Here is a 16,504-nt window from a genome sequence, read left to right on the forward strand (position 1 = left end):
CGGGGCATAAGGAAAGTGTTGCTCTCGTTACACGACCTGGTTGGTCGCACGAAGGCCGCGCAAGCCCTCCTGTCTTGCGAAATCGACCGACCAAAGAACGACGCGGTTCAAAACGCACCTTTGATCGCTTCGTCACCCATCTGGTAATTCCGGTTAGTCAGATGCGGGTTCCGGTTCACCAAAGGTCGTGCATACAGCGGATGACGCAAACTCCTGACTTCATGTTCGAGTCTGAAGCATTGGGCACCGCTCATAGGGTCGATAAGATCGGCGAAGCGAAACTGATGCGTCTCTTCTCCATAGACCAAGCCGCGTCCCGCGAGCCGTGCATGAGGTTCCGAGAAATTAGCCACATATATCTGAATATGATGCCCATCGTATTCCTGGCTTACCGTAAGCGTTTCCGCGTAGATGAGCTGCTGATGGCCTCCGATCGCCACCACGGCCTGCACCGAGCCGTTGCGCTCGCCCACGTCTGCCGACGCCGCGAACATCTCGCCGTAGAACGCAGCAATCGACGACGCGCAGCCCACGGGTACGTCAAGTTGCACATACGCAATGCCAAGATCGATGCGTGACCACGGGTCACTTGACGCATGTGCATCGGGGTCGAGACAGTCGTAACGATTTCCCCACGGACACGTCACTTCGACGCGGTCGTCCCGTTCAGTCCACCCGAACTGGCTCTGTGCGAGCAGTGGCTGCGCGGCATGCAGCCGCTCGATCAGCGCCGCGCGCGTGCCCACGATCAACCCGACATGTCCGCGCAAGCGCTGAGCCTCGCCGCGCGGCAAGTGGATCTGCGAGCGGCCGATATTGATCCACATGTTCGTCACGCCCGTCATCAGATAAGGATCGCGCGTCAGCCCGAGTGCGCTTACGTAGAACGCTGTGGCGAGATGCTGGTCCGGTACGGTGAGATTGACATGCTCTAGCAGCACGAGATTGCCCGTGTCTTCACGTGCGTAATCGGAACGATCCATCTGAGGCCTCGAAGGGTTGATGCGGTAAAGCAAACATACACCACTTATGCGGCGCTCGCCGCCTTGTCGCTCGTGCGCGGACGTTGTCCATCAAATGAGATCCCTTAATCACACGCCCCCAGGCACAAGCTATTCCAGGAAAATCAAGCGCGCGCGGTTCTCCGCGAAGATGGCGAAGCGTGACGGCGGTAGCTCATCGACACAGACCATAAGGACGTCCGGACTCAGGATCCGCGATAACAGCCCAGCAGAAGGTCTGCGCTCCGAACAAAGAACTTCAGCCTCCGGCGACGCCTTGCGTGTTCAGATGCACCGCGTAGAGCGATTGCGACGCCGCCATGAACAGCCGGTTACGCTTCGGCCCCCCAAAGCAGATGTTCGCGCAGCGCTCGGGGAGTGCAATACGGCCGATAAGTTTGCCTGCTGGCGACAGCACCATAACGCCGTCCAGTTCTTCGCTGCCCATTCCCCATCCGCACCACAGGTTGCCATCGACGTCTACCCGTATGCCGTCCACAGTGCCCGCGCCAGCGTCGTAGAACACCTTGCCACGGCCGATTTCGCGTCGGTCGTCCGACACTTCGTAGCAGTGAATCAGCTTGTTCGGTACGCCACGCGATTCGGTCACATAGAGCAGTTTCTCGTCGGGCGAGAAGCACAGACCATTGGGACCCTTGAGGTCGGCGGTGACGAGGCTCGCTTTGCCTGTCTTTCCGTCGATCCGGTATATCGAGTGTGGCAGCTGTGGCTCGGCCTTGTCGCCTTCATAATGGCCCCAGATACCCATCGGCGGATCCGTGAACCAGATCGACTCATCCGATCTGACCACCACATCGTTCGGTGAATTGAGCGGCTTTCCGTCGAACGAATCCATCAGCACGGTGACACGCCCGTCGTATTCCGTGCGTGTAATACGCCGTCCATGCTCACATGTGATGAGCCGTCCCTGCCGGTCCCGCGTATTGCCGTTCGCGTAATTCGACTGCGCCCGATAGACACTGACTGCGCCCGTTTCCTCGTCCCAGCGAAGGATGCGGCTATTCGGAATGTCGCTGAACAGTACGCATCGCGCGTCGCCAAAATACACTGGACCTTCGGTGAACCGAAAGCCGGTTGCAAGGCGCTCGACCGCGGAAAAGTTCACGCGATATTTATCGAAAGACGGATCGAGCGAGATCACACGGGGGTCGGGATAGCGTTCGGTCTGCTGCCACATGTGATCATCTCCCTGTCGTTATGCATCGCGTTAGTGGGTCGAAGCCCGCAGATTAAGCCTCCAGACGATAAAAATTCTTGGTTCTCAAGCAAGCCATAGCAAATCCCCAATTCGTATCATGAGTGTGGCAAGTCGTAGAGCGCATGCTTTACGCGCCTATCCATCGAGCGAATGAGACCCCTATGATCGAGCAGTACGAAAAGCGCGTGACTGGCCCGGTGATCCGCCTGCACCCCAGAGACAACGTGGTTATCGCCCGAATTGACGTGGCCATCGGCACACGGGTGGATGCGGAAGATTTCGTGAGCCGCAGCCAGGTAGCTGCAGGCTACAAAATCGCGGCGCGCGCCATCCGGCGAGGCGAGCCGATCCTCAAGTACAACGTCGTGATCGGTTTCGCCGCGACGGATATTCCGGCTGGCTCCCTGGTTCACGGACACAATGTTGAGTTTCGTGATTTTGACCGTGATTACGCGTACGGCAGGGACTATCGCGCGGTCAACCTGCTACCCCCGTCACAGCGCGCGACGTTTCAAGGTATCGTGCGCGCGGACGGCAGTGTGGCGACGCGCAACTATATCGGCATCCTGTCGACGGTGAACTGCTCTGCGACGGTCGTCCACAAGATCGCGGAATGGTTCACGCCCGAGCGTCTCGCAGCGTATCCCAATGTCGATGGCGTCGTGGCGTTCAGTCACTCGATCGGCTGCGGCATGGAAATGAGCGGCGAGCCCATGCAACTTTTGCGCCGCACCATGGCGGGCTATGCGCGTCACGCCAATCTCGCAGCGGCACTCATCGTCGGACTCGGCTGCGAACGCAATCAATTACAGGGATTGCTCGATCAGGAAGGTTTAGGCAAGAACTCGCGGCTGCACACTTTCGTGATGCAGGAGTCGGGCGGCACGCGCAAAACCATCGAAGCGGGCATCGAAACCGTGAAGACACTTCTGCCGCACGCGAACGATGTAACGCGTCGCACCGTCAGCGCGAGCCATCTGAAGATTGGCCTGCAATGCGGCGGCTCCGATGGTTTCTCGTCCATCAGCGCGAATCCCGCGCTCGGCGCGGCGATGGATATTCTCGTGCATCACGGCGGCACGGCGATCCTCTCGGAGACGCCCGAGGTCTACGGGGTCGAGCACACGCTGACGTGCCGCGCGGCGAGTCGCGCAATAGGTGAGAAGCTCGTCGATCGCATTCGCTGGTGGAAAGAAGAGTATTCCGTTGGCCGGGACGTGCAGATCAACGGGAAAGTCAGCCCCGGCAATCAGGTCGGCGGACTCGCAAACATCTTCGAGAAATCGATCGGGTCGTCGATGAAGGGCGGCACCACGCCTCTGATGGAGGTGTATCGCTACGCTCAACCTGTGACACAGAACGGCCTCGTATTCATGGATACGCCGGGATTCGATCCGGTGTCGGCCACAGGGCAGATCGCGGGCGGCGCAAATCTGATCGCATTCACGACCGGGCGCGGCTCGATGTTCGGTGCCAAACCCGTGCCGTCGATCAAGCTCGCCACGAATACGGCGATGTACCGGCGGCTGAGCGAAGACATGGACCTGAATTGCGGCGCGATTCTGGATGGCGAAGCGACCATCGAAAGTATGGGGCAAACCATATTCGAGGCACTCCTGGCCACGGCTTCGGGCAAACGAACCAGGAGCGAACTGCTCGGCCTTGGTGATCACGAATTTGTGCCATGGCAGATCGGCATCATGAGTTGATGTAGCAATTCGCGTCACCCACGACGGCCGACAATGCAAACAAGGTCGAGCCGCGTGACCAATAAAATGAATCAAGGAGACATATGAAAACCGGCAAATACCGCTATGTCGTCGCGGGCCTGCTCTTCACAGCGGGCGCGATTAATTACATGGACCGGGCGGCACTCGGCATTGTTGCGCCTATCGTGGGCAAAACGCTCGAGCTGTCCCCTTCGCAACTCGGCATTATCTTCAGCAGCTTTTTCATCGGCTATTCGATCTTCTCGTTTCTCGGAGGTTACTTCGCCGACAAATGGGGCACGGTACGCGTGTTCACGTACGCCATGGGTCTATGGTCGCTGTTCTGCGGCCTCACGGCGGCAGCGACGGGTTTCGTGTCGCTACTGCTGTGTCGCGTGTTCTTTGGCATCGGCGAAGGGCCAATGAGTTCGAACACGAATAGAACCATTTCGAACTGGTTTCCGCGTCATGAAACCTCGACGATGATCGGCTTCACGTTCTCCGGGCAAACGCTCGGCAATGCGATCGCGGGTCCCATTGTCGGGTTGATCGCATATGCGTTCGACTGGCGCACCTCCTTTATCGTTATCGCGGTGCTCGGCTTTCTGTGGCTCATCGTGTGGCGCATCTTCGTGACCGACAAACCCGCCGACAATGCCCGCGTGCAAGCCGATGAACGCCGTCTGATCGACGAGAGCCGCGCCGTCTCCGAAGCCGCGAACGTGGAAGACGATGGGATGACACTCGGCGCCTATCTGCGCCGTCCGGGCACGCTCGCACTGGGCGCCGGGCTGTTCGCCGTGAATTACACACAGTACGTGTTCATCTCATGGCTGCCGAGCTATCTCACCAACGTGCTGCATCTCGAACTCAAGCAGATGAGTATCATCACGTCGATACCATGGATCTGCGGCGCGATCGGCTACTTTGGCGGCGGGCTGATCGGCGACTGGATCTACCGGCGCATGGATGATCCCGTGAAGGCGCGTAAGCTGGTGGCGACGATTCCGCTCGCGCTGTCAGGCGTCGCGGTGCTGAGCATCACGTCGGCGACCTCGCTTGCTGCAGCGGTCGGGCTGATCGCCGCGGCGCTACTGTTTCTCACCGGATCGTGTCAGGCGATCTGGGCCATCCAGCACGAAATCCTGCCCCTGCATCGACAAGGCGGCGTGGGTGGCTTCATTCACTTCCTGAGCAATCTTTCGGGCATCATCGGGCCGGCACTCACCGGTTTTCTGATTCAATATTTCGGCGGTTATCACAGCGCATTTCTGTTCGGTGCGCTTATCGATTTCACCGGCGTCATCGCGATGGTACTGTTCGTGCACAACCGCCGTGCTTCCGAACTTGGCGTCGCAAGCCATGCGGTGCGCTGAAATACAGGGGAACGTCCGACATGAAACGAATTCTGATTACAGGTGCAGGCGGGTTGATCGGCCGCGTGTTGCGGGCGGGTCTGGCGGGGCAATACGCACTGCGGCTCGCGGATATCGCCGCCCAGGCGCCTGCGGGCGAGCATGAGGAAGTCGTCACGGCGGACATAACGCGCCCCGACCAACTGCGCGCAATCATGGAGGGTGTCGATTCAGTCGTGCATCTCGCGGGTATTCCAGACGAGGACGCGTGGCAAAGGATTCGCGACATGAATATCGACGGCTGCTACAACGTGTTCGAAGCGGCACGGCAGGCAGGCGTGAAGCGCGTGGTGTTCGCGAGTTCAAACCATGCAGTGGGTTTTCATCGGCGCAACCGCATGATCGACGACACTGTCATGTTCAGGCCCGACAGCCGCTACGGCGTATCGAAGGTATTCGGCGAAGCACTCGGACGTCTCTATGCCGACAAGTACGGAATGTCAGTGGCGTGCATGCGTATCGGCTCGTTCCGCCCCGACGACCGGCCGAGCGCGCCGCGCCATCTCGCGTCCTGGATCAGCCATCGCGACATGGTTCAGCTCACGCGCCGCTGCCTTGATGCGCCGGATTATCACTTCGTCATCGTATATGGCGTGTCGGACAATGCGCGCAATCGCTGGAGCAATGCGAATGCGAGAGCACTCGGCTATGTTCCCGAGGACGATGGCGAAGCGCATGCAGCAGATGTCCTTGCGTCAAATCCGCCCGAAGACGAAACGGAGGCCCTCTTTCACGGCGGTTTCGGTTGCCTGCGCGAGTTCGCGGGCGATCCGGATCGCATCGACTGAACGACACTATAAACAGGAGAAGACATGGCGGGATTCGACGAGAAGCGTCGCGCGACGCGGGTTGCGCCGGAGCGAGTGCTGTGGGGAAGCGACTGGCCGCATCCGACCGGGCAGCCGCTGAACCGGATTCCGGACGGCGCGTTGCTTGCTGACCTGTTCGAGCGGGTAGTGCCGGACCAGGCCACGCGAAAGACAATCCTCGTGGATACGCCCGCGAAGCTGTACGGATTCGACTAGTCAGATAACCGGTGTCAGGGCCTTTCCCGTCGTCAGGAACGACACGATATTGTCGGCGGTGAGGCGCGCCATCGCTAGCCGCGTCTCGTGCGTCGCACTGCCAATATGCGGTGCAAGCACAACGGTATCGAATGTGCGGAGCGACGAACCGGCATCGAGCGGCTCGTTTTCAAAGACGTCGAGGGCGGCTCCACCAATCGACCCGCTCTCGAGCGCCGCAACGAGCGCAGCCTCGTCCACAACCGAGCCGCGCGCGATATTCACCAAAAGCCCCTTCGGACCAAGTGCCTTCAGCACCGCAGCGTTAATCAGATGCCTCGTCGCGCTCCCGCCGGGACAACTCGCGATCAATATGTCGGACCAGTGCGCGAGTTCCGTAGGCGTGGTGAACCATTCGAATGGCAGCGTCTGGCGTGTGCGCCCGAAGTAAGCGATCTCGATCCCGAACGGTTCGAGGCGGCGCGCGATCTCCTTGCCGATGCGCCCCATGCCGACGATCCCTACGCGCTTTCCGGCGAGACTCGATCCGAGTGGAAACGCGTCCCGGCTCCACATTCCCTCGCGCACGTAACGATCCGCCCGCGGCAACTGGCGCAATAGCCCGAGTAACAGGCCGATAGTGAGTTCTGCGACGGCCGCGTTGAGCAGGTCGGGCGTGTTCGTGACGACGATACCGCGTTCGCGCACGAACTCTACCGGAATGCGGTCGAAGCCGACGCCGCTCGTCGCGATAATGCGTAGCGACGGCAGACGCTCGATCAGGGACACGTCGATATCGTAATTCGAGCGCGTCGCGATCGCGCTGATGCGCCCGCGCAGCCTGTCGTCGGCGTCGATATCGGCGAGCGAATGCAGCGGTAGCCGGTCGTTTAGCAGCGACTGGGCGAGCGCAGGAAACTCGCCGATCTGCAGGACGGGCGGCAAGGTGAGACGATCTTGTCGCATTTCGCACCCTTATTTGTTGACGAGCTTCGCCGGCACGAAGACGAGAATCAACAGCGCTGACAACGCAAGCGAAGCCGCGACCACGAACAGTCCCGACGAAAGCGAATGCGTGATCGTCTTGAGCCAGCCGATCACGGCAGGACTGATGAAGCCTGCGAGATTTCCCGTGCAGTTGATCAGTGCAATGCCCGCCGCTGCGCCCGTACCGCCGAGAAACGCAGTAGGCAACGCCCAAAACATCGGCAACGCAGTGATGACGCCAGCTGTGGCGAGCGTCAGACCCGCGACCGACATCGCGGACGACGAGCCAAACAGCGCGCACAGCACGAAGCCGGCGCCCGCGATTAGCGCGGGCAGCGCGACGTGCCAGCGCCGCTCGCGGGTGCGGTCTGCATGTTTGCCAGCGAGGATCATCGCGACGAGCGCGACTGAGTAGGGAATCATCGTCAGAAGACCGATGACGAAAGCGTCCTCGATGCCCGTCGAGCGCAGAATCGTCGGTTGCCAGAAGCCGATGGCGTAGGAACCCATGACAATCCCGAACAGGATCAGGCACATCAGATACACGCGCGCCGACGTGAACACGGCGCGCACCGAGCCATGCGTCTGCGTGGCGGCATCTGCGGCGATTTCATCCTGAATCACATGCCGCTCGCGTTCGTTGAGCCAGACTGCGTCAGCGACGCGGTCGTCGAGATGCTTCAGGATCACGATGCCCAGCGCAATTGACGGCAAAGCTTCGATGATGAACAGCCACTGCCAGCCCGCGAGTCCCCACAGGCCACTCATCGAATGCATGATCCATCCCGATGCCGGTCCGCCAACCAGCCCCGACACCGGATTGCCCGCCATCAGCAGTGCGACCATTTTGCCGCGTCGTTGCGATGGAAACCAGTAAGTCAGATAGAGCACCATGCCCGGAAAAAATCCCGCTTCCGCCACGCCGAGCATGAACCGCACGACATAGAACTGCATGGGCGTGCTGACCCATGCCGTCGCCATCGACAGCAACGCCCACGTAATCATGATGCGCGCAATCCAGCGGCGCGCGCCGATGCGATGCAGAAGCAGATTGCTTGGCACCTCAAAGAAAAAGTACCCGACGAAAAACAGTCCTGCGCCAAAGCCATATACCGCTTCACTCAGATGCAGCGAATTGAGCATCTGCAATTTCGCGAAGCCCACGTTCACGCGATCCAGATAAGCCACGACGTAACCGACAAACAGCAGTGGCATGAAGCGCAGCGCGACGCGCCGAAAGATGGAATCGGCTTCGCTGGTCTCGATAGATGTGGGGAATGACGTGCTTTCGTACAAGGTTGTCTCCTTCTTCTGCTGGCTTATGGCTGTGCGTGTACGACGCCTGTCTGCACGACTTCTGCGCAATGGTCAGTGGGCCGCTTCCGTGCGCAACGCGAGCTGATCCGCATGAGGGATGCGAAAACCAATTGCCTCCAGCGCGTTCTCCAGTTGCATTCGTTGCGTTGCATGGAGTTCGACGAGTGGCGGACGCAAGTTCGCCCACGCTTCATCCCCCGACTGCCATGCGATCGCCGCTTTCATGGCGGCGATCATCGGGAAACGCTGGAACACGGCGCGGGTTTCATCGAGTCGGCGCTGCTGCGCGGGGGCATCAACCGCCTGCCATTCGCGCGCAAGTCTGGCGATGGCCGCCGAGTTGACGTTGCCGGTCGCCGTGATGCACCCTGCTCCGCCCGCGCGCAACGTACGCAGCAGGAACGTCTCGCTGCCCGCGAACACTTCGAAGCCTGTTGCGGCGAACGCGTCGATGACCGCCGAGGTGTTCTCCCAGTCGCCCGAACTGTCCTTGATGCCCGCAATCGTGCCCGGGTATGCCTTCAACAGCCGTTCGATGAGCGCGAGACTCAGCGGCACCTGCGCGACCGGCGGAATGTGATAGAGATAGATCCTGAGCCGCGCGTCGCCTACCGCTTCGATCACACTTGCATAGGCGCGGAACAGACCTTCGTCGCTTACGCCCTTGTAGTAGAACGGCGGCAGCATCAGCACACCGCCGCAGCCGTTCGCGACTGCGTGTCGGGTCAGTTCGACGGCATCGGGAAGCGCGCACGCGCCTGTGCCGGGCATCATGCGTGCGGCAGGCAGTTCCGCGGCGATGAGCGCGTCGAGCAGATCGCGCTTTTCCGCGACCGAAAGCGAATTGGCTTCCGAGTTGGTACCGAACACGGCGAGGCCGACATCGTCGTTCAGTAATGCGCGGCAATGGCGCACGAGCCGCTCCGCCGAGGGCACGCCGTTGTCGTCAAATGGCGTGAGCACGGGCGATAGCGCGCCTTGAAAGGTCTTTGGCAAAGTCATGGCAGGTGTCTCCTGAGTCCTGACAGGGTCGAGGGTCGCGGTCAGTATCGTCGCGGGCAAGACCTCGAAGTGCCGGGCCACGTTTGCTTCAAAGAAAAGAATTTTTGATGTTTGATGCGAGCCCTGCGCAAGAACGAACGAGGCCGCTCGAAAGCGGCCTCACACGGACAGCAATGGATGCGTTGCGGCTACTTTCCCGGTGTGATGCCGCGATGCTCTGTCGAGCGCAGGAAGTCGAAATCGACGCCTTTATCCGCCTGTGTGACGGTATCGAAGAACAGCTTGAGATAACCCCGCGGCGCGCTCGGAATCGTCACGGGTTGATGCGCTGCGCGTGTCGCGAGTTCCTGATCGCTGACCAGCAGACTGACCTCACGCTTCGACACGCTCAGGCGAATCCGGTCACCAGACTGGACATAGGCGAGCGGTCCACCCACCGCCGATTCGGGCGTCACGTGCAACACGATGGTGCCGAACGCTGTTCCGCTCATGCGGCCGTCGGAAATGCGTACCATGTCCTTCACGCCAGCGGTAGCGAGCTTGCGCGGAATCGGTATGTAGCCCGCTTCTGGCATACCGGGCGCGCCCTTCGGACCGATGTTCTTCAGCACGAGGATATCGTCGGCGGCGACATCGAGATCGTCGGAGTCGATACGCGCGGCAAGATCCGCCGCATTCTCGAACACGACCGCCCGGCCTTCGTGCTCCATGAGCTGCGCGTTTGCGGCGGACTGCTTGATGATCGCGCCGCCTGGCGCGAGATTGCCCTGCAGAACTGCGATGCCGCCTTGCGGAAAGATCGGTTGGTCGATGGAACGCACCACGTCCTGCCTGAACGCCGGCCCCGCCGCTTCGATTTCCTCGCCCAGTGTGCGGCCCGTAACCGTCAGCGTGTCGAGATTCAATAGCGGCTTGAGTTCGCGCAGCAAGGTGACCATGCCACCCGCCTTGTGAAAATCCTCCATGTAATGTGAACCGGATGGCTTCAGATCGACCAGCACGGGCGTTTCACGTCCCATGCGATCGAGCGCTTTCAGGTCCACGTCATAGCCCATGCGTCCCGCGATCGCCGTCAGATGCACGATGCCGTTGGTCGAGCCGCCGATAGCGAGCAGCACGCGCATCGCGTTCTCGAACGCCTGGGCTGTCAGGATCCTGTCGATGGTGAGACCATCGCGCGCCATCTGCACGGCTTGCGTGCCCGTCAACTCCGCTATGCGCATGCGGTCTGACGTCACCGCAGGGGGCGACGCTCCACCCGGCACCGTCATGCCCAAAGCCTCGGCGATGCAGGCCATCGTGCTCGCCGTACCCATCACCGAACAGGTACCCACACTTGCGACGAGCTGATTATTGACGGCGGCGATTTCGGCTTCGTCGATCTCTTCCGCGCGAAAGCGCCCCCAGTAGCGCCGGCAATCGGTGCACGCTCCGACCCTTTCGCCACGGTGCGCACCCGTCAGCATGGAACCGGTGATGAGCTGGATCGTGGGAATGTTCGCCGATGCCGCGCCCATCAGTTGAGCGGGCACGGTCTTGTCGCAACCGCCGATCAGCACGACGGCGTCCATCGGCTGCGCGCGGATCATCTCCTCTGTGTCGATCGACATGAGGTTGCGCAGATACATGCTGGTGGGTTGCGAGAACGATTCGGCAATGGAAATGGTGGGGAAATCCATCGGCAGGCCGCCCCCGAGCATCACGCCGCGTTTGACGGCCTCGATCAATTGCGGGGCATTTCCGTGGCAGGGGTTGTACGCGCTGCCGGTGTTGACGATGCCGATCACCGGGCGATCGAGCGCGCTGTCCGTGTAGCCCGCGCCCTTGATGAATGCCTTGCGCAGAAACAGGGAGAAGCCGTTATCACCGTAGCTCGTCAGCGATTTGCGCAGACCGCCTGGCTCTTGCCGGGAATCCGCATTTGCTGGCGTTTTCTTGAACGTATCGCTCATGATGCTACCGTCTCCTGTGGAATTTAATGTGTATTATCCCGGCCGATACCCTTCGCGGTGACCGCGTCGGACTTGCTTCAAACCATAATAATTTTTGCTTCCGGAGACGAACGGCGGTTCCCTAGCGCCCGGTTTTGCCTTTGTCCTGCCGCGCGCGCTGGATGGACTCCGCTGCGCCAAGGAAGGCCTGCACGAGCCGGATGCGTGCGCACGAGCGGCCCCACATCAGCCCGACAAGACGTTTGGGTGTCACATTGGGCAACGCCCATTTCCGCACGGACAGGCCGGGATATTCATGAGGCGCCCAGTCTGGCACCAGCGATACGCCCAGGCCACGATCGACGAGCGTCGCGATGGCGGCCAGCCCGTCCAGTTCGCATCGCTGATGCGGCTTGATTCCATGTTGCCGGAGATAGGTATCTGCAAGCTGTCCGCCGACGACATTACGGTCATAACGAATGAACGGCTCGGAAACGAGTGTGGCGTGAACGTCTTCGACCTGCACGGATGCCGGCGTGAGCAGGACGAGCGGTTCTGTGCGGAACGTGTGCCAGTCGCAACTCTTCGGAAGGTTGAAAAGCGGCTGTGCGATCACGGCCGCGTCAAGATCGCCGGTCGTCACCTTACGATACAGATCCAGCGATGTGCCTGGCTCCAGATAGAAATCGATCTGCGGATGGCGACGCAGCAGTACCGCGAGCGCATCCGGGATAAGGCTGGCCATCATGGTTGCCATGCCACCGAGACGTAGTTGCCCCGCTAGCTGATCGGTGTCCTCGACATCTGTGCGCAGATCGCGAATATCGTGTAGCACCGCGCGCGCTCGTGCCAGAATGCGCTCGCCAGCTTCCGTCGCGCCGACGGTGCGACCCGAGCGGCGTACAAGCGTGGCGCCGAGCTCCTGCTCCAGCATTTTCACGCGCTGCGCTACGGCGGCGGGTGTCAGATCGAGCCTGCGCGCGGCTTCGGCGATGGAGCCGAGTTCCACGACGAACACGAAGCTTTGCAAGTAGCGCGAGTCCATCGAAAGAATTTTTTTGGTTTGAAGAAGCCAAAGGATACTTCCAGACCGCGAGGCGTGTCATCACACTGGAGCCGGGTTCATTTACGACACAGGGAGACAGGCATGCCGGTTATCGAATCCATCGAAGTGTGCGCGGCCGCCGTGCCGCTGGACCGTGTGACATCGTTTTCCACGCGTACGGTGTCCACACGTTACTACGGGCTCGTCAAGATACGCTCGACGGATGGGGTCGAAGGGCTGGGCTTCTGCTATATCGGCAGTGCGGCCGGCCAGTTGCTGACCGCGGCAGTCGAACAGTTGCTCGCGCCGGTGTTGATCGGACGAGACTCGTACGGTGTCGAAGGCTTGTGGCAAGCGATGTACGACGAAGCACTCCTCCAGGGTCGCGCGGGCACGGTCATGCGTGCGCTATCCATACTCGATATCGCGTTGTGGGACCTCAATGCGCGCACGCACAGCGTGCCGTTGCACAAATATCTCGGCGCCCACGAACTCGACAGCGTACCCGCTTATGCGAGCGGCGGCTATTACCTCGAAGGCAAGACGCCCGCACAACTCGGCGAGGAAATGGCGAGCTATGTCGATAAGGGCTTTCGTGCCGTCAAGATGAAAGGCGGAAGGCTGTCGCCGCAGGAAGAGGAGCAGCGCGTAAGGGCTGCACGCGAAGCCGTGGGCGCAGATATCGAACTGATGATTGACATGAATAACGGCTGGCGCGATCTTACTCAGGCATTGCAACATGTGCGTCGTTTCGAACAGTACGATCCATACTTTATTGAAGAGCCGTTCTCACCCGATGATGTCGAGAACCATGCACGCCTCGCCGAAGCTACGCGCATTCCGGTCGCGACGGGAGAGATCGGCTATGGCCGCTGGTATCACAAGGAGTTGCTCGACAAACGCGCAGCGTCGATCCTTCAGTCGGATGCGGCTGTGTGCGGCGGGATTACTGAATGGCGCAAGATTGCCTCGACAGCTGCATCGTATGGCGTGGTGATGTGTCCGCACTGGTTCCACGATCTGCACGCGCCGCTCGTTGCAGCCACGCCGAATGCGCGCTATGTCGAGTACTTCTGGGATGACCAGGTGCTGAATTTTCGGCGTCTGGTCGACCGGCAACTGGAACATCGCGACGGACGCATCATGCTGCATCAGGAACCGGGCTTGGGCTTTGCGTTTGATGAACAGCAAGTAGAGAAGTATGGAAGATGGACTCTTGTGGACTGATCGCTGAGCTTGCCAGCCGCGATATTTTTCATGTGATCGTGCCGATGAGAAACAGGTACACGTCGATACCTTTGCCGACGGCCACCAGCGCGAGACTGACTGGTAGCAGTCCGAGCGCGACGAGCAACACGGCGCCGGTCACCGCCCAGATCGCTTCGAGCCAGCGAAACGGATGCAGTATGACGCCCGCGGTGGCGGCAAGCGCGATGCCCCAGAAGAGGAAAGTCGGATTCAAGTAGCGAGCGAGCTGGGGCTGGCCAGATCGCGGCGAACGCCGCAGGCCTTCTTCAGGGCGGTGCCGAACAGCAACCACAGTGCGAGCGAACCCGTCGACACGGCGCCCAGCACGAGAAATGCCGCTGCATAGCCAAAGTGCTGTGCCAGCATGCCGCCCAGCGCAGGACTCAGCGCGGCACCGATGCCTTGCACCGTCATCACCACGCCCTGTCCCACGTTCGCACGCCCGGTGCCCTGCAGAAGCCGCACGACGAGCGCGGGAACAGCGACGCTTTGCAGCCCCGCACCGACGCCATCGAGCGCCTGCACAGGCCACACGCCCCAGGCCGTGATGAACAGCGCTGCGACGAGGCCGCGCAACGGCAGCGCAAGAAATGTGACCAGGATTACGCCCCAGTAGCCGAGACGACGGATCAGCGGGTTCGCAAAGCAAGCGGCGGCAACCATCACCAGTTGCGCTATCACGATCGTTTGCGCAGTGAACGCACTCGGATTGCCCTTGTGCGCGGCGACGACGGCAAGACCATAGAGCGGCAGCATCGCTGCATTGCCAAGGTGAAACATCGCGAGCGCAGCGGACAGGAGCAGCAGCGGACGGCAGGTCAACAATACGCGAAAGCCGCTCGCGTGCTCATGCTGCTGCGCAGACGACGTCGCGGCGAGACCCCGTGCGCAGTCGTGATCGATGGAATTGCGATGGATCAGCAGCGTCGAGATGACCGACAACGCGCCGAAGGCGCCCGCGAGCGCGAAGATCGCGCCGAATCCATAGCGCCAGCCGAGCCAGCCCGACAGCGCCGCACCGACGACATTGCCCGCGTGATTGGCCACCTGATTGCGGCCGAACTGTCGATCGAAGCCGCGTTCATGAACGATGCCGAGCGTCACGCCCGCCACCGCAGGTCCGAGCGCGGCGCCTGTGACCGCCGTGAGAATCTGCGATGCCGCGACCATCCAGTACGTATGCGCCACCCACAGCACGAGCGAGGCGAGCGTCGTCATCACGCCCGCCGCGACGATGATGCCGCGCTTGTACCGGGTCGCGTCGACGAGTGCACCGGCTGGCGACGTCGCGAGCATGCCCGCGATGCCGCCGAGCGTCATCACCGTACCGATCGCGTCAGTATGCCAGCCCTGCGCCTGCAGAAAGACGCCGAGAAACGGCCCAATGCCCGCCTGCACATCGGCCATGAAGAAGTTAAGTGCTTCGAGGGCGTACTGGGAGTTCATCGGTCGGTCACCATCGTTTTAACTGCTTCATCGTCGCCCAGCTTCAGGCGTCGACTGGCGCTTCGACCAGTTCGGCGATCTCGTCTACTTCGATGGTCCGTCCGTGCCGGTTGCCAACGCCGTGCCCCCACGCGTGGACGTGCGTCCCTGGCGCGAGGTAGGACGCCAGTTCGGTGGCGGCATGCGGCGGCATGCGCAATGACGTGCCATCGTCCAGCAACGCGCCACGCAACTCGCCCTTCGGACCGAACAGCGACAGCACCACTTCGCCGCTCGCCTGCATCGGTCTGCGCTCCGCTTCCGGCCGCTGATGCTTCTCGCCGTTGTGAGGCGGGCCCTCGTCGAGAATGACCTTGCCTGTCTTCGTCGTGACCGAGACGGCCGCAATCATGTCTGCGCTGCGCGGCTTGATGCCACGCACGCGGATCTCGTCGCCCACGGACACGTGCCGCGTAATCTGCCGCGACAGGTGTGGCGGAAAGTGGATTTGCTGCGGTTGACGCGAACCGAGCACCAGGCCGTCCAGTTCGCCGTGCGGATTCAACAGAAAACGCGTCACCGTGCCGCGTGTTTCGGGGAGGCTGTTGGGATCGATCCAATGCATGTCGTTAATCCTTTTCGATGTTGGTTCAGTGGGCTGAAGTCGCGCGTAGCTCAAGGAGCGCTGTTGTAGAGCCGGGTCAGGTTGCCGGGCGATCCGAACGCCGTCGCCTGCAATGCCGTGCCGTACTGGTTTCGGGTGCCATAGCCTTGCGCCGAGACCTTCGCGCCGGTTTGCACGAGCGTCGGAAACTGCTGGGCGACTGGCGGTGTGAGCTTGATGACGGTGCCATCGACCAGAACTACGCCATCCGGTTCGCCGCGCGGTGCGGTCGTGACGTGCGCCACCTGGCCCTGCGCGCTCAGACGTGACAGCCCCGCGCCGCGCAGTTCACGCGGCAGCGGCAGCGCGCCCGGCTGCGGCGGCTGATCCACCAGTTGCTGGCCGCTGCGGGTGTCGGTGATGCGCTGCGCCGTGAGATTGCCGGCCGCATTCCGCCATCCACTGACCTGCACCTGGTCGCCCAGGCGAACCGTCGATGTGAGTTGCGCACCCATGTGAGGCGGGAAATGCACGAGCATGCCGTCGCTCGTCAGAAAGCCGTCGACGTCACCGTCCGGATTGGTGAGAACGCGCGAG

14 protein-coding genes and 2 pseudogenes are annotated in these 16,504 nt (G+C 61.3%); 5 read left to right on the top strand and 11 right to left on the bottom strand.

What is annotated here, in order from left to right; all coding sequences use genetic code 11:
- Positions 1-107 precede the first annotated feature (107 nt).
- Positions 108-983: a glyoxalase/bleomycin resistance/dioxygenase family protein gene (locus G3O01_RS08490; protein WP_205804054.1), complete on the bottom strand. Its 876-nt coding sequence runs from the start codon at positions 981-983 to the stop codon at positions 108-110.
- A 277-nt stretch (positions 984-1,260) separates the two neighbouring features.
- Positions 1,261-2,199 carry an SMP-30/gluconolactonase/LRE family protein gene (locus tag G3O01_RS08495; protein WP_205804055.1) on the bottom strand — a complete coding sequence of 313 codons (939 nt, stop codon included), beginning with the start codon at positions 2,197-2,199 and terminating at the stop codon, positions 1,261-1,263.
- Positions 2,200-2,381: 182 nt separating this feature from the next.
- On the opposite strand from G3O01_RS08495, the gene G3O01_RS08500 reads away from it, so the two are divergent.
- The 4 genes and pseudogenes from G3O01_RS08500 to G3O01_RS08515 form a co-directional block, all read left to right on the top strand.
- On the top strand, positions 2,382-3,929 hold the full coding sequence (locus tag G3O01_RS08500) for an altronate dehydratase family protein (protein ID WP_205804056.1): 1,548 nt from the start codon (positions 2,382-2,384) through the stop codon (positions 3,927-3,929).
- 83 nt (positions 3,930-4,012) lie between these two features.
- Positions 4,013-5,305 carry an MFS transporter gene (locus G3O01_RS08505; protein WP_205804057.1) on the top strand — a complete coding sequence of 431 codons (1,293 nt, stop codon included), beginning with the start codon at positions 4,013-4,015 and terminating at the stop codon, positions 5,303-5,305.
- A 20-nt stretch (positions 5,306-5,325) separates the two neighbouring features.
- Entirely contained in the window at positions 5,326-6,132 is an 807-nt protein-coding gene (locus tag G3O01_RS08510; protein ID WP_205804058.1) for an NAD(P)-dependent oxidoreductase, read from the top strand.
- A gap of 57 nt (positions 6,133-6,189) precedes the next feature.
- Positions 6,190-6,369 (top strand): annotated as a pseudogene (locus tag G3O01_RS08515) (amidohydrolase family protein); the annotation flags it as partial.
- On the opposite strand, the gene G3O01_RS08520 reads toward G3O01_RS08515, so the two are convergent.
- The 5 genes from G3O01_RS08520 to G3O01_RS08540 form a co-directional block, all read right to left on the bottom strand.
- Entirely contained in the window at positions 6,370-7,314 is a 945-nt protein-coding gene (locus G3O01_RS08520; RefSeq protein WP_205804059.1) for a 2-hydroxyacid dehydrogenase, read from the bottom strand.
- A gap of 9 nt (positions 7,315-7,323) precedes the next feature.
- A complete protein-coding gene (locus G3O01_RS08525; protein WP_205804060.1) occupies positions 7,324-8,631 on the bottom strand; it encodes an MFS transporter in 1,308 nt (435 codons plus the stop codon).
- Between the two features lie 72 nt (positions 8,632-8,703).
- Positions 8,704-9,654: a dihydrodipicolinate synthase family protein gene (locus G3O01_RS08530; protein ID WP_205804061.1), complete on the bottom strand. Its 951-nt coding sequence runs from the start codon at positions 9,652-9,654 to the stop codon at positions 8,704-8,706.
- Positions 9,655-9,842: 188 nt separating this feature from the next.
- The gene (locus G3O01_RS08535; RefSeq protein ID WP_205804062.1) at positions 9,843-11,606 is read right to left on the bottom strand and encodes an IlvD/Edd family dehydratase; all 1,764 of its coding nucleotides are present in this window, start codon (positions 11,604-11,606) and stop codon (positions 9,843-9,845) included.
- Positions 11,607-11,727: 121 nt separating this feature from the next.
- Positions 11,728-12,630 carry a LysR substrate-binding domain-containing protein gene (locus G3O01_RS08540; RefSeq protein ID WP_205804063.1) on the bottom strand — a complete coding sequence of 301 codons (903 nt, stop codon included), beginning with the start codon at positions 12,628-12,630 and terminating at the stop codon, positions 11,728-11,730.
- 102 nt (positions 12,631-12,732) lie between these two features.
- Between G3O01_RS08540 and G3O01_RS08545 the strand changes: the two genes are divergently transcribed.
- A complete protein-coding gene (locus tag G3O01_RS08545; protein WP_205804064.1) occupies positions 12,733-13,857 on the top strand; it encodes a mandelate racemase/muconate lactonizing enzyme family protein in 1,125 nt (374 codons plus the stop codon).
- 40 nt (positions 13,858-13,897) lie between these two features.
- On the opposite strand, the pseudogene G3O01_RS08550 reads toward G3O01_RS08545, so the two are convergent.
- The 4 genes and pseudogenes from G3O01_RS08550 to G3O01_RS08565 form a co-directional block, all read right to left on the bottom strand.
- Positions 13,898-14,092: pseudogene (locus tag G3O01_RS08550) on the bottom strand (arsenic transporter); the annotation flags it as partial.
- Positions 14,089-15,324: an MFS transporter gene (locus G3O01_RS08555; RefSeq protein WP_205804065.1), complete on the bottom strand. Its 1,236-nt coding sequence runs from the start codon at positions 15,322-15,324 to the stop codon at positions 14,089-14,091. The pseudogene G3O01_RS08550 and the gene G3O01_RS08555, both read right to left, overlap by 4 nt.
- A gap of 43 nt (positions 15,325-15,367) precedes the next feature.
- Positions 15,368-15,928: a hypothetical protein gene (locus G3O01_RS08560; protein WP_205804066.1), complete on the bottom strand. Its 561-nt coding sequence runs from the start codon at positions 15,926-15,928 to the stop codon at positions 15,368-15,370.
- A 50-nt stretch (positions 15,929-15,978) separates the two neighbouring features.
- Positions 15,979-16,504: hypothetical protein (locus tag G3O01_RS08565; protein WP_241023776.1), on the bottom strand; the 526-nt coding region annotated here is incomplete at its 5' end.

The sequence above is a fragment of the Burkholderia sp. Ac-20365 genome (assembly GCF_017104715.1).
Lineage (GTDB): Bacteria > Pseudomonadota > Gammaproteobacteria > Burkholderiales > Burkholderiaceae > Paraburkholderia.